The following is a 19,969-nucleotide window of genomic DNA, read 5'->3' on the forward strand; positions in this document are numbered from 1 at the left end:
GTTATTCTGTCTGTATTGAACAGGAGGGTATCATGAAAATATTAATGCTATTGTTGACCGTTATTTGTTTTTTATTTGTGGTGTGGGCAGGGCGACTTTCTTTTGATGAGAGTGATGCTGTGAAAACCCAACATCAAAACTCATCGTACGATTGGAGTGATAACTGGATGGGGCCATAAGATTTACGTTTTGCTGGCTATATGATTGTTCATTTAGATAGAATTTTAAGATATTACGAATTTACATGTTGTTAATAAATATAACTAGATGTATTGCCAGTTCGGTTGGTCCAAAGTAATAGGGCTGTCTGGAAAATATGCTACATTTTTTAGTTGTTAGATATATCAATAATTAAAAATGCATCCCACGTCGCAAGATAAAAGTTTAGAGGTGATAACGTGGATATTTTTCTTTTTCTCGAAAAATCGTTATATTTATGTGTCATTCGTAAGTCAAAAAATAGAAGAGTTTTCTGATATGGTGATGAATCCATCTATCGTCTAAATTCGTATTCAATATCCACAGTGATGGTATCTTTGCCTAAATCCACTGGCATGGCCGGTAAAGGCTTGGCGCGCTCAACGGCATCTATTAACGCTTTGGTTAAGACAGCATGCTTAGCTTCATAGCGTTCGAATATTTTTACGACATTCCCTTTGTTGTCTATGGTAACAAAAATAGAGGCCTTACCTCGTTTTTTCAGCATGATGGCTTCAGATGGGTATTTCATTGCATCAATCACGCGCGCGCGGATAGATTGCATATATTTGCCAGCTTCTTCAAGGTTGTATCCACTGCCTTGGTTGATCATATGATTAGGGATTTTAGGTGACTTTAATACTTTTTGCTTTCTGCTTAATAAGTCAAATTTATACGTAACTGAGAATTCCCAGTGTGTTCCGCTTAATTCATCCGGTGGTAATAGCTTTTGTGCGGATACTTTAATTGCGCGCAGAACTTCAGACATTAGCATCTCAGGTGTGTCTTCATCTTCAAATGAAACATCCGTCACGATACCTTTACGGTTAACCTTAAATTGGGCGTCCACCACAACCTTCCTGATGGAATTGTCTTGCCCAAGCGGGGTACTGTACTTCGGCAAGTACTGCTTGACGTAACTTCCATTCATGTAGGTCTCTAAAGTAGTACTGAGCCAGTTGTGCTTCTTGTGCTTTACGTTCTTTGATTAACTTTAATTTTTTGATTCTAGCTTTTTCTGCTGCTTGTTCTCTTTCGAGACGCTTGGCTGCAGCGACTTTGGCTTGAGCCAGTTTTTCAGCTTTAATAGCAGACTCTGATTTCTCTAGACTTTGTTTACGGTTTAATTTTTGTTCTGCAATTCTTTGTGCTTGTTGCTGTTTTAATGCCGATTTTTTCTGACGCTGTTCTTCAATGCGTGCTGATTCTTCTGCTTTTTCTTTATCTTCAGTTGATTGTACAAACCAACTGTTGGTTTGTGCAATACGCGATGCTGTAACGGTATGTGTCATCATTAACTGTTTGTGAACAACAGATTCGGTATCATCTTGAAGAGATAGAATTCGGTTTTTAAAGTCACGTGATGGTGGCAGTTTGCCAATCCAGGTGTTTACTAAGTAGTTAAATAAACGATCATCTTGAGTGGTAATGAATTCAAGATTATTTAATTGTATTCGTGTCCCTGTTTGCGGGTAATACTCAATAACTAGCTCATCGCCATTGGTTAAGTCTTTTGATAAAAAACTAGTAAAATAGGCCAAATCTTTTTGCAGCTGGTTGTCACTGCTTAATAATGTGTTGTTTATTGCAATGTTATTTTGCCACTGTTTTTTCCACTGACGAGGGGACCAACGATCAGCGGTGACGATTAGTTTCATTTGCTTGTGGTTTTTGTATATGCCAATTTCAGCAGGGTCAGAAATACGCTCGCTCAATAAAAGACCGGCAATATAGTATTCTTTATTTAGTTCATTGTAGCTGGCAACACCATTTAGTTGTAATGCAGCCATGGTATGACTTGTTATTGAAAATAGACTAAAAGCCACTAAATATTTTAATGCATTTGATAATCGTGGGGGTCGGAATCGAATTCATATAAATAAATGCTGTGTAGAGTGACGAAATTTTTGGATGTTTTTTGAACGTGATCATGCAGATTGAAAGTGGAGTTACAAACATATTAAATCATCATTCTACATGCTATTAACGAAAGGGGTTGAGTGTTAAGCCCCGCGTATTTAAGTGTGTTTACTGCTCTGGCTCTCACAACACGCTTATTTTGCGGTATCTTACTTGTATTTATATCTATCGTACATACTGCAGTACAAAAAGTTCACTGCTAAAAACGGGTTAAGCATACTAATTAAAAGCCCGCATTTATGCGGGCTTTTAATTATCCTAAAGTTATTACTGTTTAGCAATAACGCGAACGGTGTTGTCAACGTCTTTTGCGTCGATGTAACCAATCATATTAGGATTTTTGGCTATGATCTTTTTCATTTCGGTGGCCGAATCAACTTCTTGATTAGGCTTGGCGCGACCTGTAAAAATCAATCGAGACCAATATGTATTTAACTGACTTGGCGTTTTTTCTAGGAACGTTTCGCCAAATTCATCACGTACATCACTGCCTTTCTTTAGATCAATAGCAATCGCTTCTTCATCGTTTGGAAAACTAGATACTTTTCCTAGGAAAATACGCGCAATAATGTCGCTGTCTAATTTAGCGATTTGGTTGTCACGGCTTACAATCACGGCAACTTCAGCATTTACTGAGGTTGTGGTAATCGCCAATAACACGGCTGAGGCAAATATTATTCTTAGTTTCATTTTTATATCCACCCCTTAAAAGATCATGTCAACAGCAACGCTGTACAGCATGCCGCTGTTGCCGTCTTGGCCGAGATGGGTTTTTTCATCATGGTGTTCCACTTCAAATTTCAGTGCGGTTCCTGCACTGTAATCGTAACGTGCACCTAAAATCATGCTCACGTCTTCACCATGTACTTTTAATTTCTCTTGAATGAGACCAGCATTACCACTATCAAAATCTGATTTAGAGGTTGAATAAGTCGCGTGTAATGTTACATCACTGATGCGGCGTGAAGCTGATACTAACCATGAATCGACATCCATTAGTAGGGCAGATTCATAAATGATTGAATTCGCTTCAGCTACCAGGCCGTAAGTGCCGTTGTTATAAGTGAATGCGGCGTCGTAGAAATTGGCTTTATGGCCATCAAATGTGAATTCTTCTTTTAATTCTTCACCAAATCCAAAAGCAGTAATTGCATTAAATGCGCCTGCTTGAAGTTTGTCTACTGAGCGATCACCTGTAGCGTCCATGTCAAAGGTAACTTCTGCTTGTTGAGCAGATAAGCGGAAACCAAAGTCTCCTCTGTTTAAGTCAGCTACGATGCCTACAATATTGGTCAAGTCAGCTTCGTAGTCATCGCCGTATAGGTCAATGGTCTCGGAGAAACGACCGTAGTTTAATTTAATGCTGCCGTCGAATTTGCCAAAAGAAAAACGCTTGGTGATATCAAAACCATCGAATGATGAGAACGGTAGGCTATAAACATCAGAAGGTGTGCGAACCCAGTTATATGCATAACCAACTTCTAAGAACTCTGAATAATAGAAAAACGGAATACGTAGACGACCCATACGTATATCGATGTCTTTAGTCGCATTGTATGTGACAAAAGCCCAAGCCGCTTCGGTGTTGTAGTTACTGCCACCACGTGAGACAAGCTGGCCCGTTGCAGACGTTTTATCGTTTACTTGTTTGGTGATCTGTAAACCGAAAATAGCATCTTGCTTAAAGTTACCAGACTCTTCGTCAAAGCCATCTAGGCTAACCGATTTACCGTAGTTGCCATTGCCTTTCTCAACGCGGTTATCTGTATCTAATACTGCGGCACCTACGCTTAAAAAACCGTAAATACCTAAATCGTCATCTGCTGCTTGTGCAATATTGACTGAACCAATCAGCCCTACAATAACAGCAGAAGCACCCAATTTTTTATACATGGTTTGCTCCTATTACTTAAGGGCGCGGAGTTTAACGGTAAACATAGAAAATTCAACCATTGTATCGTGTATTGATTTGTAACAGCGTGTAATTTTGTGATGCAAGTCAACTGGGCTTTTTAAACCCCTTGATTAATTGGCATTTTGCTTTATTCAAAGGCCCTAGTTTTAATACCTTTAAGGCATATGGCAGGCAAATTAATCGCTAATATCTTTGCTGGGGGGGGATTTTGATTACTTGGTTTCGCCATTGCCGAGCTTACTTTAGCGGTGTAACAAAGGGAGAGCTGTTTGTGGTGGGGATTCGTTGCTCAATTATTAGTAAGTGAATATTGGTAGATAAGAAAGCAACGCGCTGAGTTTGAGTTGTGTATCCTGTGAGAAAGGGGAACTGATTCTCATTTGTTTTTTTTACTGATTCTCATTTGGATGTTTTTATTGATACGCCTTTAAATATATTGCTATTTGTACAGGATCAATAATTGAAAGCAGCGTAAAGCCAATGCTAAGTATGACAGTTTTTATCTGTTAGGTTGAAAAAACCAGCCGTGGTGCTAGCTGGTTTTTTGATTGCGTTGTATTAGTTGTACTATTTAGTTTCCATTTCGATTTTCTTTTCGTCCGTATCGCTCCCAATGCTGAAGGGCTAATAGGTAATTATTTTCACCGAACGCTGTTTTTAAATCTTCATATCGATTTAAATAATTAGAGACATCAAAATTGTTGGTTGTTCGGCGACCTTCTTTCAGTCCGTGCCTAGCCCAGTGTTTGTGTGCGGCTAAATAGCCAGTAGAGCCGAAAGCATTCACTAAGTCACTGTGATATGAAAGGTATTGTTTTACATTGAATGAATAAGAGCTCTTACGGCCTTCATTAATACCATACGTTTTAAAATGATTAACGGCGCTGGCATAGTTTGAACCAAAAGCCGCTTTTAAATCGGAGTGTAATTCAATGTATTCTTTTACATTGAAGCTAGGCGAACTGACACGACCTTCTTTTTTGCCGTGTTTATCCCAATGGTTTCGTGCTGCTTTGAAGTTTGTTTTTACCAAATGCTCTTGCAACATCTTGGTTGTAATTCATATAGTAATCAGCTGAAAACAGAGGCAAATCGTCATGCGATGACAGTATTAAATCATAATTGCCGTAAAATCTTTGAACGGTTTCAATGTCTGTGGCGCTGAGAACACCACCTGCATTCCATTCTGGGTTGCAGTAGTTCATAACCGAATCAATATCCCATTGGCCAACAATAACATCGCCGTTCGTGCCTTGAGGGTCATTCAGGCATGTAGTAGGGGTGTCGGGTCTATTTTGTTCGTGTGCAAAACCTAGTGCGTGACCAAATTCATGAATAGCAATTGTTTCTGAACAATACTGGGCATTTCCTGCACAGCTTTGGGACCAATTATTGTATGTGAAATTGAGTACCATGCCATTTTTAAGGCCATTAAGGTATCGACCTAAAGCTTTAACGTGCGGGCCTGAATCTTCTACTTGTATTCTAATGCCGTCACTGTTGTCGTTACATAAGCCCCAGCCTTCAAATACGACCCTCGAGTTAGCAGGCCAGCTATTTTCGACTGCATTTTTTACCCAGCCTCTTTGTGTGCTACTCGAGTTGTTAAGCGATTCCCAGCACACGGGTATATTACTTGTGTTCCATATTGAATTTGATAAAACAAAACCTTCGTCATTAGCATTTGAAAAGCTTGATGCTATCGCGATTGATGATGTGAGTAAGATTGTGTGTATTTTTTTCACATTCATTCCTTTTGATTAGTGAATTTTATATAAAGTTGATGTTGCTTTTATAGGGTATCAGCAGTGTTTTGGTCCTAATATAAGCGGAACATATTGTTTAATTATCTTTGATTGAAGTTAATGCTCTATATGTCATAAATAATCTAATTATAAATGTGTATATGATGATTTTATTAGATGTTATTTTTGATGTTTAAAGTGGGTTTTACTTTATATAAAATGATTTTCATTATTTGATGGGGTGTCTTTTTTGATTGTGTTTATATAATAGAAAGCAGAGGGTGTTGAATGATGGATATAGTCAAATAAGTAGTATTTTCTATTTAATCTAAAACTAGAAAAAAGGCTCTTTTGTTGAAAGAGCCTTTTAATAGGTACTAAGCTTTTTAATGAAATTTTTATTAGATGCAAGTTAAGTTTTATAAATAACTCAAAGCCGCATAAATTTCACGATCAGTATCTTTTATTTCACGGCGACCATGCATGAAGCGCGTGTTGTCGATCATAACCACATCGCCGTCTTGCCAAGTTATTTCTTGTGTTTCTTTCTCTGTTATTTCTTTTATTTTATCTATGGTTTTTTCAGAAATAAATGAATCATCTTCAAAGGTGATGGTTGGTTTTTCATAGTTGAATGAAGGCCCGAGAATACTATTTGAAAATGAAAGGTCATCTGAGAAAAGCGTTTTATGTACAGCGCCAACGATAAACGAATAATGAAGGGACATATCATCATTTAGTTTGAAAATTTGACCGTCTAATGAATCGGAAAACTGTTTTAGGTGGTCAACGGTGACGTCTTCTGGCGACTTAATATTTGGCATTTCATAGGCAATGTATGCGCGCCATAGATTTTCAGGTACGTTACGCGAATACTTTATTTTTTTACTTTCAAATTCTGCTTTTATTTCGTCAGGTAAGGCCGCCCAAACGCGTTTACCGTCGCAGAATGTAGTTTGTGAACCGATTTTGGCGGCTTTTTTACAGTAGAACCAAATAAAGTGTGGCAATTTTGGGGCGTTGCCATTTTCGCAATGTAGGCCAACCGCATTTAGGCCTGCATCTACTTTTTGTGCATTTTCAGCATGAAAACTGCGGGCTGGGTCCAGTGTTACTTTGCTGCTGTTGTTTTCTACAAATTGAGAAAACGTATCAATATCACCAGAGAAACCACGGAATAAAAGGGTGCCCGATTTTGCGCATAGGTCTATGATCGTTTCTTTATCTAGGCTTGTGAGAGATTGCCCGTCTGAGCTTTCAACCAATTTGGTTGTGTCGTGTAGTGTCGAAATGTTAATGCTCATTTACTTCTTCCTTGTGAGTATTTTCTTGGTATACGATGGCCAGTTCTTCGCAGAATGCGTGTTCAATATTGTGTCGTTTAATGCGTCCATTCTCAGTTAGTAATTGGTTTTCTTTCGTGAAGGGCGTTTGACTAAATATAAAGTGTTTAACTTGAGCGTAATCCGGTAGTCGTTTATTGATGTCGTTTAAATTTTCGCGTGCTTGTGTTGGGTCTGGCGAGAATATAATGGCGGTTAAGAAGGCTTGGCTATCACCGAATACGGCGGCTTGTAAAATAGACGGAGTGGTTGTTAGTTCTGACTCAATCCATTCTGGGGCAATGTTGCGGCCGAATGAGCTGATGATTAGGTTTTTCTTTCTGCCGACAATATAAACAAAGCCATCATCATCGATGCGACCTAAGTCACCTGTGGGCCAAAAACCATCTTTGTTTGGTTGCTCATTTAGGCCTAAATAGCCGTTAAACAATGAGCCGGCAACAAGAATCTCGCCGTCGTCTGCGATTTTTAATGTGGCGTGTGCCAGTGGTTTACCAATGCTGCCTTTTCGTTCGTTATTTGGCTCGTTACAGCAAACCACAGAGCATGCTTCGCTTAAGCCATAGCCTTCATAAATGGGCAAGTTTAAAGCTTTGGCTTGTGCCATGGTATGTGCAGAAAGTTTACTGCCACCGACGGCTAAAAAATTTAATGCTGGCAATGTCAGATTGTTTTTTTCCATGTGGAAAACCAAAACCTGTAATAGCTGGGGCGTCATAATAGCGGTGTTGGCATTATGTGTTAGTAGGCTGTTGTACATTTTATCAATTTCTAAGCTGCTTGATCCGCTTAAACCCACATCAGCTTGAGGTGGGATGATAACGCGTAATTTATTAAGTAAGGCAACATACACACCGGCCACATTCTCTAATAGTGTACTTAAAGGCAATAAACAAACATGTGTTCCACCTGCATCAGGGTTAACGATTTTTGCGAGTGATGATGCCACGCTAATCATTGAACGCTCACTTAAGCAGGCGCCTTTAGGGCGGCCAGTGCTGCCTGATGTGTAAGTGATTTTGTGTGTGTTTTTAAGTGTGATTGATGGTTTGTTGTTTAAATAAAGTAATTCGTAATTTTGATATTGTTCTGAATGATTAACAGTCAGTAATGGCCTTACTCTTTCATCTGAAATATTAATAATAAGTTCTAATTGGGCTTGCTCAATAGAATGCTGAATTTGTTCATCTGAAAAAAACATTGGTAGCGGCACCAATGTAAGGCCGGCTTCAAGTGCGGCTAAGTCTGCGATCATCCAATCAAGTGAGTTATCACCGTATAGCCCTAGGCGTTTACAGCCCAAAGAATCGAGATACTGCGCCATTTTGGATACACGGTCGATGAGCTCGGCATATGTTAAGCAATGGCCTAGATGCTCTAGTGCGACTTTATCACTGGATTCTAGATGGGAAAGAAATGAGGTGTTATTTTCCATTGAAAATTCCTTGCTGGCCAAGGTTGTAGCAATACGCCATTAACCCGCCCATTGATTGCATGACTAAAGGATGATTTGAAAATTGTTCATACAAGGTGCTTATATGTATTGCATAGACGACAGGTTCGTTTTCATAGTATGAGCCCCAGTTTGCTATTTCGTTGACGGGGAGGCGGGTTTGGTTAGCGTCTGCTAGTTCTAGTAGTGACACACCTTGTTTACTAAAGGCTTTTTTTAAATCATTAGTGGCGGTGAGTGCTCCCCATTCGTAACCAGCACCTTGAAGCCAAGCGGCTGCCGCAATAATTAACCAGCCGCCTGCGCCTTTTCCGCTGCCAATGATGCTTCCAAGCTCAACGACATTTTCGCGAGAAATGGGCTGTTTTGCGACTTCTGAAATACATTGCTCAATTGGTTTTTCTAGGTAGTGTTCAAGAAAAGCGGGTGAATCTTGTATGTTGCGAATTCCAAAGCAAGCTGACGTCCGGTTGTTGTTGTCTTTGGTTTCCATGATTAATGGCATGAAAGATTGTGTGTTTGCATTAAATGACTTTTTAAAACCATTGCGTAGAAATTCTTCGACCTTTGATCTATCTTCCGATCTTTCGGTGTAAAAGTTAATGCTGATAGGCGGAGGAGAGAAAACTTGCTTTTGATTGGTTGGTTTTTTTTCTGTGGCTTGCATTGGTCAATGTCCTTTTTATTGACGATGTGTGTTTTATAGGTCGCAGAGAATATCGTTAAAATATTAAGATTCAATTAAAAAATTGAAAAAATAATTTTATTTTATTTTTTCAAAACTTATCAATGTTAGTTGTTACTTATTCTGGTTTTTAATGGGGTGGTATTGGTTCTTTTTTATTAGACATTGATATATTTTTTTATGGTTTTAAATTTTTTAGTTTCATTACTCTATTTATTTTAATCTTATGAATACTGTGTTTTATATTTATGTGTGGTGTAGCGGTATTTTATAAGGCTGTTATTTTTAAGGGCTTTGTTAATATTGATTGATTTGTTACTAATATAAAAGCATGGGGTTTTGTTGGTGATTCTATATTATTTCTTGAATCGGCAGATCGTGTTTGGATGGATGTTGAGTGGTGGGATTATAGTTGTTTTTTAATAATAACCATGCTTGAGTATTTAGTATAAGGACTCTACTATTTTACTTTTCCTGAGACTTTTTAATGAGGCTTTCTATTTCTCATGCCTAATAAAAGTTTAAAGAAGTGATAAAAACGCTAGGTTAGCTAAGGCTTAAATGCAGTAACATATTAAATTTAACGTTCGGTATTTATGAGTAAAAAATTCGCATATTTCTGATGAGTATTATTTTAAATTATGCGCTTGAGTGCCAAGTAATAATGACGATCATTTTTCACTAAATATATCTCACATAAAGTAGGCTTGGTTAAGTTGAATGTTAGTTACACCAAGCTGAAAACCCTTAAATAGCATTTCAGGAAATATTTATACTGAAGCGTTGATTTTTGCTTAGTGCGTGTGCTTATCGGTTTTGATCGATAGTTGTTTAAAATATGTTCACTGTACTTTAGAGGCTAATATTTTTTTATTTTCCATCTTGTTTATGTTAATGTGCGCCACCTCTTAAAGGTGTCTCTGAGTAACGTTTGCCCAGTTATTTGTGTAGATTAAATGGGAAGTATGGTGACAATAAACCGTGTTTGGCAGGTTTATTTATTCCATCGCTGCCCCCGCAACGGTAAGCATTTTTATATGTAAGCCCGATACCAGCCTTAAGATATGTTAGAAAAATGAAGCGGCGGGCTTCATAGAGCAATATCGTAAGTACTTGATGGATCCCATCAGTCGTGCTGAATAACTCTATATATCCTCCTCCTCATAATTATATAAATGTTGTTATCTAATGAGGTTTTTCTGTGTTTATCAAATCTACTGTCCTTTGTGGGCTGTTATTTCTATCGAACTCTGGCGTAACGTTGGCGGCCACCGTAAGCAATACTGAACTTGATCGGGTTCAGGTTGTGGGTAAAGAGGCATCAACCGGCCTTGGGTTAACCCAAGAAAGCAGTGCCGCCAATCGCTTGAACCTAAGTATTCTTGAAACCCCAGCAAGTGTTGAGTCTTTATCTAAAGAAGATATCGCAAAAAAGGCTGACTACTCCTCCTTGTCAGCGGTTACGCGCAGCACGGGGTTTGCATCAACGGCAACACCAGGCAATGGTGGCATGGCTATGTCTGTGCGAGGCTTTGAGGGTCACGGGTCGGTCGTGCAACTTTATGATGGTTCGCGTTTGTATGTGGGGGCTGGCGCGGTTACGTTTCCGGCAGATACTTGGACGTTAGAAAAAGTTGATGTGCTAAGAGGCCCAGGCTCCGTGACAAACGGGGTCGGCGCGGTCGGTGGTACGGTGAATTACATACCTAAAAAACCGATATTCTCGGATCAACAAAATGAAATAAATATCACCGCAGGCAGCTTTGGTTTGCGCCGTTTGGCACTGGGTTCAGGAGGTGAATTAACCTCTAACCTTGCATATCGCTTGGATGCAGTGACTCATAAAAGTGATGGTTACGTGGATCGTGCTGATAAAAAGCGCGATGTTATAGCCGGTAGTTTACTCTTTATACCGCGTGATGACGTTGAGGTGACCGTGAGCATGGACTACGCCGACGTTGAAGCTGCGCCGTATTTTGGCACGCCCTTAGTCGGTGGCAAAATTCAAAATAACACGCGCACTCATAACTATAACGTTGAAGATGGCTTGGTTGAGTACAAAGATATCTGGCCAAGAATGAATGTGAAGTGGAGGCTTAACGAAAACGTGACATTAACCAATGATCTTTACTACATGGAAGCCGAACGACATTGGCGTAACGTAGAGTCGTATAATTATAATCCCGTCACTGGGAGTGTTGATCGTCAGGATTATTTAGAAATTCTTCATGATCAATCTCAGCTAGGTAATCGGGCCAGTGTGACAGTGGATGCGCGTTTTTTGAATATTGGAAATACAGTGAACCTGGGTTTTGAAGTGAACAGTATTGAGTTTGAGCACCAAAACAATCGCCCATATATGGGCGGGTCAACGGTAGAATTAGATCAGCCGGATGTCGGCCAGTGGGCGGATGGTGTGTTGAGTGAAACCAGTAAAGATTTTAGCTCGGATACTCTGCAATATGCTGTGTTTGTAGACGATAAAATAGCATTTGAAAATAATGTCAGTGTGGTGGCGGGCCTTCGTCAAGATGTGATTGACTATAAGCGTAACGATGTTGAGCGCTCTAATGGCGAAGTGGTATCTAAAATCAAAGATGAATATAAAAGCACCAGTTGGCGTTTAGGCGTTGTCTATCAGCCGATTGATACGGCGAGTGTTTACATTCAAACCAGTCGTTCCGTTGATCCGCTACAGTCCATTATTACATCGACGAAAACCGATTTAAAATTAGCAGAAGGTGAGCAAATTGAAGTAGGGGTGAAACAATCCCTGTGGCAAGATCAATTACAATATTCATTGGCGTTTTATGATATTGAAAAGAAAAATCTATTAAGCAGTGCACCAGGTGGTGTGAAGCATCAAGTGGGCAAGCAAGCGTCGCAAGGGGTTGAGTTAGATGTTTATGCTAAGCCCACAGAGCAATGGGATATTGAATTTAATATTAGCTTGGTAGATGCAGAATATAAAACCTTTAAAAAAGGCGATAGCTTAGAAAATCTTGCCGGTAATCGACCTAAGAATATTCCTAAAATCACATCTAACTTATGGTCTGGTTGGCAGGTAGCGAATCAGTGGCGTCTTGGCGGTGGGGCGCGTTATGTTGCTGAGCGGTATAGCGATGATGAAAACACCCGTAAAATACCGTCTTATTTAATTTACGATGCGAGTGTGCAATGGCAGGTTCGCCCAGAAATGAAAATAAACCTACATGCAAAGAATTTATCGGATGAAAAAGACTATGCATTGGCGTCGTATGGAAATCAATGGATTTTAGGTGACGGCCGCAGTTATCAAATCAGCTTAAATTATCAATTTTAATATCGAGGTAAGCCATGGTAGCTGTACTGCCATGGTTTCAAAGTGCTATGCAATCAACCATTCTTAAAACCTGTCATGTGTCATTTGCTTACAAGCACAGTGAAAGCTTGATATTAAATGATGTGAATTTTCAGGTTAAAAAAGGCGCGTTTGTCGGAATAGTCGGCCCAAATGGTAGTGGTAAAACCAGTTTGATTCGCTGCTTGTATCAAAGTTTATTGCCTACATCGGGTCGTATTTTATTAAACGATCAATGCTTGACAGGCTATACCCGAAATGAGATTGCATCTGAGATTGCGGTTGTGCTTCAAGAGCAAGTGCTTGAAATTGGTTTGACGGTTGAATCAATTTTGATGTTGGGCCGAACCCCTCAACGGCGAATGTTTCATCGGCATCAAACGCAATTAACGCAATATGAATGCAATGTGATTGAGCGGTTATCGTTAGCGCATTTAATGGGTCGCAGTTATAGCGATTTATCTGGTGGCGAGAAAAAACGAACTATGATTGCTCGAGCACTGTTCCAGCAGCCTTCGATTCTTATTCTGGATGAGCCGACTAATCATCTAGACATAGCTCATCAAATTTCACTATTAAAGTTTGTGAGTGAATTAGATATAACCGTTATTTGCAGTTTACATGACCTGAGTTTGGCTGCGGATTATTGTGATGATATTGCTGTAATGCACCATGGCAAGATGATTAAGCAAGGGCCGCCTGAAGCGGTATTAGAAAGCCATTTAATTCAAGATGTATTTCGTGTCCATTCGGTACATGATCAACACCCTGTTCGCGGTACGCTGCGTTTGAGTTTTTATTAATATGAAACATTTATTTTTAAGTATTTTATGTTTGTTAGGTATGAGTGCCGCATATGGTGAGCCAGTACTTGGGTCATTACATGAGGCTGCGCTAATGAAAAAGGCTCCTGTTGTTTCTTGTGGTCGTGAGTTGAATATTGAGCAACCCCCTAAGCGAGCGGTATCGCACGATATTAATTTAACGCAAATGATGTTTGCATTAAATTTACAAAATCACATGGTGGGATATACCGGCGTGAGTGCGACTTATAAGCGCACCGTGGAGTTTATGGCCACGGCTAAGGGCCTGCCTGAACTAACGGAGCGTTCTCCTACCATTGAAAGTTTATTGGCGGTGAACGCCGATTTTTTCTTTGCGGGTTGGAATTACGGCATGCGGGTAGGCGGCCCATTAACCCCAAGTACACTCAACGCATTCGGTGTGCCTGTATATGAGTTGACCGAATCGTGCATTCATATTACAGAAAAAAATCCGGCGAGCTTTGATGATGTATTTAACGATATTCGCAATTTAGGTCGTATTTTTAATGTACAGGATCGAGCGATCCGCATTGTTGAAGAATTAGAAAGAAAATTATTTTCTATTCAATCACTTACTCAAAATATTAAAGAACCTGTACCTGTTTTTTTATACGATAGTGGAAAAGACGTTCCGTTTACAGCGGGCGCTTATGCGATGCCAAGTGCTATGATCCGTGCCGCAGGGGCGCGCAATATTATGGATGATATTCCAGCAGGTTGGGCACGTGCTAATTGGGAGGCAGTGGTAGATCGAAACCCAAGTTATATTATTATTGTAAATTATGGGCAGGTTACAGCAGAGCAAAAAATACAATTTTTGATGCAGCATCCTGCACTTGCCGAGTTAGATGCGATCAAATATCAACGCTTTATCGTATTGGAATACAGTGATGTAACCCCAGGTATAGGCAATGTAAACGCAACCCTTGCGTTAGCGCAGACGCTTCACCCTGAGATCATGCGTGCTTGGGTTTCGAAATAAAATGGCACTGATATTTAAAGATAAAATGCAGAGGTTTACATTATTTAATGCATTGCTAGCAGTGGCTGTGTTGTTGTCTATTCCGGCGGCTCTTATGTTTGGGACGATTAACATTGACTCTATGCAGGCTGTACACATTGTTTTGAATAAACTGGTGCCGGAGTATTCATTTACAGAATCGATTTCTATTGGTGTGCAGAATATTGTTTGGGAGCTGCGTGTTCCTCGTATGTTAATGGCTTGCCTGACTGGTGCGGGATTAGCGATTGCCGGATTAACCTTGCAATCTATTACTCAAAACAATTTAGCCGACCCGCATTTATTGGGTATTTCTTCGGGCGCTGTATTTGGGGCGGTGATTACGACGTTGCATATCGGTGAAATATGGGGCGAAATGACGTTGCCCGTTATGGCATTTTCTGGAGCGCTTATCGCCACCTTATTTGTAGCATTTATTAGTCATAGGGCCACGTTAGGTGGCGCGACAAAGTTGCTCATGTGCGGCGTAGCGATTTCATTTGTATTAATGTCGGCGGCGAATTTTTCTATGTTCTTAGGGGATACTCGTTCAAGTCATCATGTGATTTTTTGGATGCTGGGTGGGTTAGGGCAAACGCGGTGGGATCATTTGTTATTGCCATGTGTTATTTGTGTTGTGGGTTATGGTGTGTTGTATGCCCAGCGTCATCACATCAATGCGCTGTTGATGGGAGACGAAACGGCTTTAAGTTTGGGCATTAATGTTAAACGTTTACGGATTCAATTATTTATTACCAGTGCACTGGTGACATCTATATTGGTTGCTAATACGGGGGCGATTGGTTTTGTCGGATTAATGATTCCTCATATTGGCCGATATTTTGTTGGTCATGATGTGCATCGGTTGCTGCCTGTTTGTGCCTTATTAGGGGCGCTTTTTTTGTTGTGGGTGGATGTACTTTCTCGTACTGTACTGGCTCCTGAAGAGTTACCGATAGGTATTATTACAGGTTTGATCGGAGGGGTCTTTTTTGTAGTGCTTTTGTTAAGGCAATCAGAATAAGTTTACTCATCTAAATGCCATTGCCGTTAAAAATCAATCAGGCAAGGTGCCTTAAAATATTCACATTCTTGTCTTAAATGAAAATAACGCGCTTAAAGAGAGAGCGTTATTTTTCATGCTCTCTGAATTCCCCCGGTGTCATGCCTAGCCAGCTTTTAAAGCTGCGATGGAATGATCGTGGTTCGCTAAAGCCTAAGCGCGCGGCAATGTCTTGAATAGAAAGCTCGGTGCTGGTTAATAAATGCTTAGCTTGTTCTTGACGAACATCGTCCAGAATATTTTGGTAGCTGGTATTATGTTGCTGCAAGCGGCGCTGCATTGTACGTTCAGACATCCCCAGACGTTTAGCGACCATTTCTTTACGCGGAATACCTTCGACCAGTAATCCTTTAATGACATTTTTAGTTTGCATCGGCAGAGGTTGTTTATCGCTAATGTTAGCCATTAAAATATCAGCGTGATTCTCTAATGTTTTTAATAGTTGATCATCGGGCTGACGCATCGGGAGCGCCAATAGGCGTTGATCAATAATCAGTGCGCTGTATTCGCAATTAAATTCCATAGGACACTGGAACATAGATTGAAATTGCAGCATGGCGTTGTGGTCGGGTTGATCAAACTCAAAATAGATTTTACGCGGGTTGCCATTGGGCTTATCTACTAAAAAGCGAGCAAAATTGATCCACGAGCCTAATACATTGGCGATCATGTGGGGGCGCACGCTTGGGTTGGTGTAATGGCAATGCCAGCGCATCTCTAATGCGCCGTCTTCGTGCGTATGAATGTCGGTATGCCCCATGTCGCCCACTAATTGCTCATACACAGGTGTAATGCGGATGGCTTCTTTTAAGCTTTTGCAGTTCATGACCATATAGCCCAGCACACTATAAGAGCCCGCTTGCACGTAACGAGAGCTTTTTAAACCAAAGCAGGGGTCTTGCGTGTTTTTTGCAAGATAGGCGAGTATTCTTTGAAATTCTTCACCTGTGATGCGTTTGACATCATTATTTACTATTTCAAGACTAACTTGAGTCGCATTTAATATTTGCTCGGGCTCAAGCCCATAGTCGCTAGCCGCCTTTAAATATTGCAATATAGCGGGGGATGACGCATAACCTAGGTGATTCATGGTTAATAAAGTTCTCTTATGATTATTATGACTTTATTTGTACGAACGTTGGCATTTTTTGACAGTGTATCCAAATGAGCCAACGTTATGATGGTTGCTATGATAACGCCAGAAAAAATACGCGTCTATTTCTTACAAAAATAAATATTAGGAGTGGTATATGCGCCGCTGGAATGGTTGGGGTGATGATGGTTTTGAAATGGCCACCCCACAAAATGGTATTCAATATTTAAATCAACAAGTGGCACCTGGTCCAGTATTGCCTGATGCCAAGCTAGAAGCCGTGTGCGCCCAAGTACCGGCCTCTCGTTTGCCTGAACATCCTTTAATTAGCTCCGCGGCTGAAGACCGCGTACGTCATGCCCGCGGCCAGAGCTTACCTGACTGGTTGGCTATGCGCAGCGGTGATTTTGATGTATTCCCTGACGGAGTGTCGTTTCCGCAAAGTACTGAACAAGTTGAAGAGATTCTACAGTTTGCTTATATGCATGACATCGAAGTCATCCCCTACGGTGGCGGTACCAGTGTGGCAGGCCATATAAACCCGTTAGCCAGCGATAAGCCTGTGTTGACCATTGATATGGGACACATGAATCAGCTACTAGACCTTAATGTTGATAGCCAAATTGCTACGTTTGGTGCCGGTGTACCTGGCCCGCAAGTCGAATCACAGTTACGCGCGCGCGGTTATACCTTGGGTCACTTCCCGCAGTCGTGGGAGCTATCGACGTTAGGCGGCTGGGTTGCGAGCCGTTCAAGTGGGCAGCAATCTTTGCGTTACGGTCGTATCGAACAAATGTTTGCTGGTGGCACCATGGTTACCCCAAAAGGACGATTGGATATTCCTACGATTCCGGCATCATCGGCAGGGCCGGATGTACGTGAGATGATTTTGGGTAGCGAAGGCCGTATGGGCATCATCAGTGAAGTTAAAGTGCGTGTAACGCCGCTAGCTGTTCAAGAAACATTCTTTGCTGTGTTTTTACCCAACTTTGAAGCCGCAAAAAGTGCTGTTCGTTTAATTGTACAAAACAAAATTCCGCTTTCTATGTTGCGTGTTAGCAATGCATTAGAAACCGAGACGCAACTTAAATTGGCAGGTCATGAGAATTTAATTAAATGGTTAGAACGTTATTTAACGGTGCGTGGTGTTAGCGAAGGAAAATGCTTATTAACCTTTGGTGTCACCGGTAATAAACAACAGAATAAAGCCTCATTAAAACAGGCTTTCAAGTTTTTTAGGCAGTTTGGTGGGGTAAAAGGCCCAGCTATGATGGGTGAAAAATGGGCTGAAAATCGTTTTAAATTTCCGTATTTACGTGAAAACTTGTGGCTTGAAGGCTATGCAGTCGACACTTTTGAAACCGCCACAGATTGGCACCGTGTAACGGACTTAATGAACGACATGGAAGCCAGTGTGCGTAATGCATTAAAAGAAGAAGGCATTGTGCCTCACGTTTATACGCACTTGTCACACATGTACACACAAGGCTGTAGTATTTATACAACGTACGTTTTTCCAAACGGAAAAACCTATCAAGAGACATTAGCGCGCTGGAAAAAAATCAAAAAAGCGGCAAGTGAAACCGTCGCCAATGGTCATGCCACGATTAGTCACCAGCATGGGGTTGGTAAAGATCACGCGCCGTACATGGCCGCTGAAAAAGGGCCGTTAGGTATGCACAGCATTGAACTGCTTGTTGAGGGCTTTGACCCTAAACAGTTGTTAAATCCTGGCACTTTATTGCAGCGCAAAGACAAATAATTTAATAAAAATATGAAGTAGGCACAACATGGATACATGGCAGTCCCCAGGTCGTTTACACACTATACAAACCATTACACAAACCCAGCAGTGGGATATGTTAGTAATTGGTGGTGGCATAACGGGTGTGGGTGTAGCACGTGAAGCGGCTCGTCAAGGGCTCAACGTTTTACTACTGGAGCAAAAGGATTTTGCATGGGGCACGTCAAGCCGGTCATCAAAGATGGTCCATGGGGGTTTGCGTTATTTGGCGTCGGGTAATTTAAAGCTGACAAGCCACTCGGTTAAAGAGCGTGAGCGCTTGATGGATGAAGCACCAGGCTTGGTTGATTTAATGGCCTATAGCTGGCCTCATTATAAAGGGCAGTTTCCTGGGCCAAAAGTCTTTGCCATATTGCTAGCCATATACGATAAATTTGCGGGTCAAAAATATCGTCACTTTATTGATAAAGAAAAAACCTTGTACGCATTACCGGGCTTAAGCGAAGACGGTTTAATGGGTGCAACTCGCTTTGCCGATGCTGTGACTGACGATTCTCGTTTAGTGATGCGAGTATTAAACGAAGCACATAATGATGGGGCAATCAGTTTAAATTATTGCCAAGTTGAAAGCATGGTACATGAAAACAATCATGTGAGTGGTGTGGTTGCAAAAGACAATGTCAGTGGCGAGCAATACACGATTAAAGCAAAAGTGGTGGTAAGTGCAACAGGTGCTTGGGCCGATAAATTTCGTAAAGAAATGGGCCAAGAAGGGAAGATTCGCCCTTTACGCGGCAGTCACTTAATGGTCGCGTCTTGGCGTTTGCCGTGTGCGCAAGCCATTACCTTAAAACACCCAGTAGATGGCCGCAGTATGTTTATCTACCCTTGGGAAGGCATGACGGTAATCGGCACGACAGATTTAGATAACCCCGAAATGACCTCACTTGAGCCTTGCATTCAAGCCAATGAAGTCGAATATTTATTAACCGCTGCGAATCATCTTTTTCCCAGTTCTAAACTATTAAGAACCGATATCGTTGCGTCGTTTGCTGGCGTACGCCCGATTGTGTCAGGCGGTGCGTTAAATCCATCATCCGAAAAACGTGACCATACTATTTGGGATGACCAAGGTCTAATTACAGTCAGTGGTGGTAAATTAACCACATTCCGTTTAATTGCGCTGGATGTTTTAAAAGCGGCTTCTGTGTATTTGAAGGGGCTAAATTATAAAGATATTGGCCAGAATATATTTAATGCGGCACGCTCTGGGTCTTCTTTCTTTGGCATGCTTGACTCGCAATGGCAGCGCAGATTGCTGGGTTTTTATGGTCAGCAAATTGATGGAGTATGCGCATGTGCAAAAGAAGAAGGTTGGGCGCTTGTGCCTGGCACCATGACCTTTTGGGCACAAATTCGTTTTGCTGCACGAGCAGAAGCCGTTGTTAAGTTAGATGATTTGATGTTGCGCCGCACGCGTATTGGCTTGTGCTTGCCAGAAGGCGGTACACAATTTGAAGAGAAAATTAAACACATTTGCCAGCAAGAAATGCATTGGGATGACAGCCAATGGCAACAGCAATGGCAAGATTATTTATCGACTTGGCAACGTTATTACTCATTACCTGCAAGTTAACAAATATAAC

17 protein-coding genes and 1 riboswitch are annotated in these 19,969 nt (G+C 41.0%); of the genes, 7 read left to right on the forward strand and 10 right to left on the reverse strand.

Translation table 11 applies throughout. The features are described from left to right. Nucleotides 1-32: 32 nt before the first annotated feature. Nucleotides 33-179, forward strand: coding sequence for a hypothetical protein (locus ACU6U9_RS15865; RefSeq protein WP_446735990.1), 147 nt, complete (start codon nucleotides 33-35; stop codon nucleotides 177-179). A gap of 314 nt (nucleotides 180-493) precedes the next feature. Here ACU6U9_RS15865 and ACU6U9_RS15870 read toward each other — a convergent pair whose 3' ends face one another. The 9 genes from ACU6U9_RS15870 to ACU6U9_RS15910 all read right to left on the reverse strand — a co-directional run bounded on the left by ACU6U9_RS15870 (nucleotide 494) and on the right by ACU6U9_RS15910 (nucleotide 9,241). Continuing rightward, entirely contained in the window at nucleotides 494-1,048 is a 555-nt protein-coding gene (locus ACU6U9_RS15870; RefSeq protein WP_446735991.1) for an energy transducer TonB family protein, read from the reverse strand. Continuing rightward, nucleotides 1,032-1,988 (reverse strand): chalcone isomerase family protein, encoded by a 957-nt coding sequence (locus ACU6U9_RS15875; RefSeq protein WP_446735992.1) that lies wholly within the window; start codon nucleotides 1,986-1,988, stop codon nucleotides 1,032-1,034. Before ACU6U9_RS15875 ends, ACU6U9_RS15870 begins: the two co-directional genes overlap by 17 nt. A 397-nt stretch (nucleotides 1,989-2,385) precedes the next feature. After that, the gene (locus tag ACU6U9_RS15880) at nucleotides 2,386-2,808 is read right to left on the reverse strand and encodes a phosphate ABC transporter substrate-binding protein (RefSeq protein ID WP_446735993.1); all 423 of its coding nucleotides are present in this window, start codon (nucleotides 2,806-2,808) and stop codon (nucleotides 2,386-2,388) included. Between the two features lie 15 nt (nucleotides 2,809-2,823). Next, on the reverse strand, nucleotides 2,824-4,011 hold the full coding sequence (locus ACU6U9_RS15885; RefSeq protein WP_446735994.1) for a hypothetical protein: 1,188 nt from the start codon (nucleotides 4,009-4,011) through the stop codon (nucleotides 2,824-2,826). Between the two features lie 593 nt (nucleotides 4,012-4,604). After that, nucleotides 4,605-5,081: a hypothetical protein gene (locus ACU6U9_RS15890; protein WP_446735995.1), complete on the reverse strand. Its 477-nt coding sequence runs from the start codon at nucleotides 5,079-5,081 to the stop codon at nucleotides 4,605-4,607. Beyond that, nucleotides 5,023-5,778 (reverse strand): M12 family metallopeptidase, encoded by a 756-nt coding sequence (locus ACU6U9_RS15895; protein ID WP_446735996.1) that lies wholly within the window; start codon nucleotides 5,776-5,778, stop codon nucleotides 5,023-5,025. Before ACU6U9_RS15895 ends, ACU6U9_RS15890 begins: the two co-directional genes overlap by 59 nt. A gap of 419 nt (nucleotides 5,779-6,197) precedes the next feature. Beyond that, nucleotides 6,198-7,082: a TauD/TfdA family dioxygenase gene (locus ACU6U9_RS15900; RefSeq protein WP_446735997.1), complete on the reverse strand. Its 885-nt coding sequence runs from the start codon at nucleotides 7,080-7,082 to the stop codon at nucleotides 6,198-6,200. Continuing rightward, entirely contained in the window at nucleotides 7,072-8,556 is a 1,485-nt protein-coding gene (locus ACU6U9_RS15905) for an AMP-binding protein (RefSeq protein ID WP_446735998.1), read from the reverse strand. Before ACU6U9_RS15905 ends, ACU6U9_RS15900 begins: the two co-directional genes overlap by 11 nt. Then, a complete protein-coding gene (locus tag ACU6U9_RS15910) occupies nucleotides 8,546-9,241 on the reverse strand; it encodes a thermostable hemolysin (protein WP_446735999.1) in 696 nt (231 codons plus the stop codon). Before ACU6U9_RS15910 ends, ACU6U9_RS15905 begins: the two co-directional genes overlap by 11 nt. A 912-nt stretch (nucleotides 9,242-10,153) precedes the next feature. Next, nucleotides 10,154-10,333: riboswitch (cobalamin riboswitch) on the forward strand. A 127-nt stretch (nucleotides 10,334-10,460) separates the two neighbouring features. Here ACU6U9_RS15910 and ACU6U9_RS15915 point away from each other — a divergent pair. The 4 genes from ACU6U9_RS15915 to ACU6U9_RS15930 are packed head-to-tail and all read left to right on the forward strand — an operon-like array spanning nucleotide 10,461 to nucleotide 15,447. After that, nucleotides 10,461-12,581: a TonB-dependent receptor gene (locus tag ACU6U9_RS15915; protein ID WP_446736000.1), complete on the forward strand. Its 2,121-nt coding sequence runs from the start codon at nucleotides 10,461-10,463 to the stop codon at nucleotides 12,579-12,581. A 14-nt stretch (nucleotides 12,582-12,595) separates the two neighbouring features. Beyond that, nucleotides 12,596-13,402 (forward strand): ABC transporter ATP-binding protein, encoded by an 807-nt coding sequence (locus ACU6U9_RS15920; protein ID WP_446736001.1) that lies wholly within the window; start codon nucleotides 12,596-12,598, stop codon nucleotides 13,400-13,402. A gap of 40 nt (nucleotides 13,403-13,442) precedes the next feature. Continuing rightward, nucleotides 13,443-14,405 carry an ABC transporter substrate-binding protein gene (locus tag ACU6U9_RS15925; protein ID WP_446737185.1) on the forward strand — a complete coding sequence of 321 codons (963 nt, stop codon included), beginning with the start codon at nucleotides 13,443-13,445 and terminating at the stop codon, nucleotides 14,403-14,405. A 1-nt stretch (nucleotide 14,406) separates the two neighbouring features. Further along, nucleotides 14,407-15,447 (forward strand): FecCD family ABC transporter permease, encoded by a 1,041-nt coding sequence (locus ACU6U9_RS15930; RefSeq protein ID WP_446736002.1) that lies wholly within the window; start codon nucleotides 14,407-14,409, stop codon nucleotides 15,445-15,447. 106 nt (nucleotides 15,448-15,553) lie between these two features. Here the strand turns inward: ACU6U9_RS15930 and ACU6U9_RS15935 are convergent, their stop codons facing one another. Continuing rightward, the gene (locus ACU6U9_RS15935; protein WP_446736003.1) at nucleotides 15,554-16,576 is read right to left on the reverse strand and encodes an AraC family transcriptional regulator; all 1,023 of its coding nucleotides are present in this window, start codon (nucleotides 16,574-16,576) and stop codon (nucleotides 15,554-15,556) included. Nucleotides 16,577-16,736: 160 nt separating this feature from the next. Between ACU6U9_RS15935 and ACU6U9_RS15940 the strand changes: the two genes are divergently transcribed. Further along, nucleotides 16,737-18,341, forward strand: a complete 1,605-nt coding sequence (locus ACU6U9_RS15940) for an FAD-binding oxidoreductase (RefSeq protein ID WP_446736004.1) — start codon at nucleotides 16,737-16,739, stop codon at nucleotides 18,339-18,341. A gap of 28 nt (nucleotides 18,342-18,369) precedes the next feature. Further along, nucleotides 18,370-19,959 carry a glycerol-3-phosphate dehydrogenase/oxidase gene (locus ACU6U9_RS15945; protein WP_446736005.1) on the forward strand — a complete coding sequence of 530 codons (1,590 nt, stop codon included), beginning with the start codon at nucleotides 18,370-18,372 and terminating at the stop codon, nucleotides 19,957-19,959. Nucleotides 19,960-19,969 lie beyond the last annotated feature (10 nt).

This window comes from Pseudomonas sp. HK3 (genome assembly GCF_052920985.1).

What these genes read in the sequence shown, in the direction of transcription:
- ACU6U9_RS15875 (WP_446735992.1), bottom strand. Translation starts at nt 1,988, where the DNA reads ATGGCTGCATTACAACTAAATGGTGTTGCCAGCTACAATGAACTAAAT.
- ACU6U9_RS15935 (WP_446736003.1), bottom strand. Translation starts at nt 16,576, where the DNA reads ATGAATCACCTAGGTTATGCGTCATCCCCCGCTATATTGCAATATTTA.
- ACU6U9_RS15925 (WP_446737185.1), top strand. Translation starts at nt 13,443, where the DNA reads ATGAGTGCCGCATATGGTGAGCCAGTACTTGGGTCATTACATGAGGCT.
- ACU6U9_RS15885 (WP_446735994.1), bottom strand. Translation starts at nt 4,011, where the DNA reads ATGTATAAAAAATTGGGTGCTTCTGCTGTTATTGTAGGGCTGATTGGT.
- ACU6U9_RS15920 (WP_446736001.1), top strand. Translation starts at nt 12,596, where the DNA reads ATGGTAGCTGTACTGCCATGGTTTCAAAGTGCTATGCAATCAACCATT.
- ACU6U9_RS15880 (WP_446735993.1), bottom strand. Translation starts at nt 2,808, where the DNA reads ATGAAACTAAGAATAATATTTGCCTCAGCCGTGTTATTGGCGATTACC.
- ACU6U9_RS15910 (WP_446735999.1), bottom strand. Translation starts at nt 9,241, where the DNA reads ATGCAAGCCACAGAAAAAAAACCAACCAATCAAAAGCAAGTTTTCTCT.
- ACU6U9_RS15940 (WP_446736004.1), top strand. Translation starts at nt 16,737, where the DNA reads ATGCGCCGCTGGAATGGTTGGGGTGATGATGGTTTTGAAATGGCCACC.
- ACU6U9_RS15945 (WP_446736005.1), top strand. Translation starts at nt 18,370, where the DNA reads ATGGATACATGGCAGTCCCCAGGTCGTTTACACACTATACAAACCATT.
- ACU6U9_RS15865 (WP_446735990.1), top strand. Translation starts at nt 33, where the DNA reads ATGAAAATATTAATGCTATTGTTGACCGTTATTTGTTTTTTATTTGTG.
- ACU6U9_RS15905 (WP_446735998.1), bottom strand. Translation starts at nt 8,556, where the DNA reads ATGGAAAATAACACCTCATTTCTTTCCCATCTAGAATCCAGTGATAAA.
- ACU6U9_RS15900 (WP_446735997.1), bottom strand. Translation starts at nt 7,082, where the DNA reads ATGAGCATTAACATTTCGACACTACACGACACAACCAAATTGGTTGAA.
- ACU6U9_RS15890 (WP_446735995.1), bottom strand. Translation starts at nt 5,081, where the DNA reads ATGTTGCAAGAGCATTTGGTAAAAACAAACTTCAAAGCAGCACGAAAC.
- ACU6U9_RS15930 (WP_446736002.1), top strand. Translation starts at nt 14,407, where the DNA reads ATGGCACTGATATTTAAAGATAAAATGCAGAGGTTTACATTATTTAAT.